The 454-nt window shown below is 59.8% G+C and carries 1 protein-coding gene; it reads left to right on the forward strand.

Annotated features, from left to right (window positions below):
* Positions 1 to 27: 27 nt before the first annotated feature.
* On the forward strand, positions 28 to 454 hold a 427-nt coding region (locus AC1U89_RS24760), incomplete at its 3' end, for a restriction endonuclease subunit S domain-containing protein (protein WP_479902260.1).

A 454-nucleotide genomic window follows, 5' to 3' on the forward strand; every position in this document is an offset into this window, starting at 1 on the left:
GTGTTACTCCGACCCAATCCCGCCCTCGTGAACTCCGACTTCCTCTACTACTTGCTGACTTCGCCTCTGCAACAAGAACGGCTACTCAGCATGGCKACCGGTTCCACTGTCGCCCATCTGAACGTCGCGGACGTTCGGGCTTTCCACCTACCGATCCTTCCGAGCATCGACCAGCAGACGGCTACTGCGGAGGTATTGGGGGCGCTCGACGACAAGATCGCTGCCAACCTGAGGCTTGCGGCTACGGCCGGCGACCTTGCCGGCCTGATCTACGACCGCTCGGCGGACCGTTTAGATACTCGTCCTATGAGCGAAATATTGGACCCAGTGCTTGGGGGAACCCCGTCACGATCTCGCCCGGATTTCTGGGATGGCGACCAACCCTGGGCTTCAGCGAAAGACATTACCGGGGCCGAGTTTGGAGTCGTGACTGACACGGCTGAAAAGATCACGG

This window comes from Caulobacter sp. 05T431 (genome assembly GCF_056665975.1).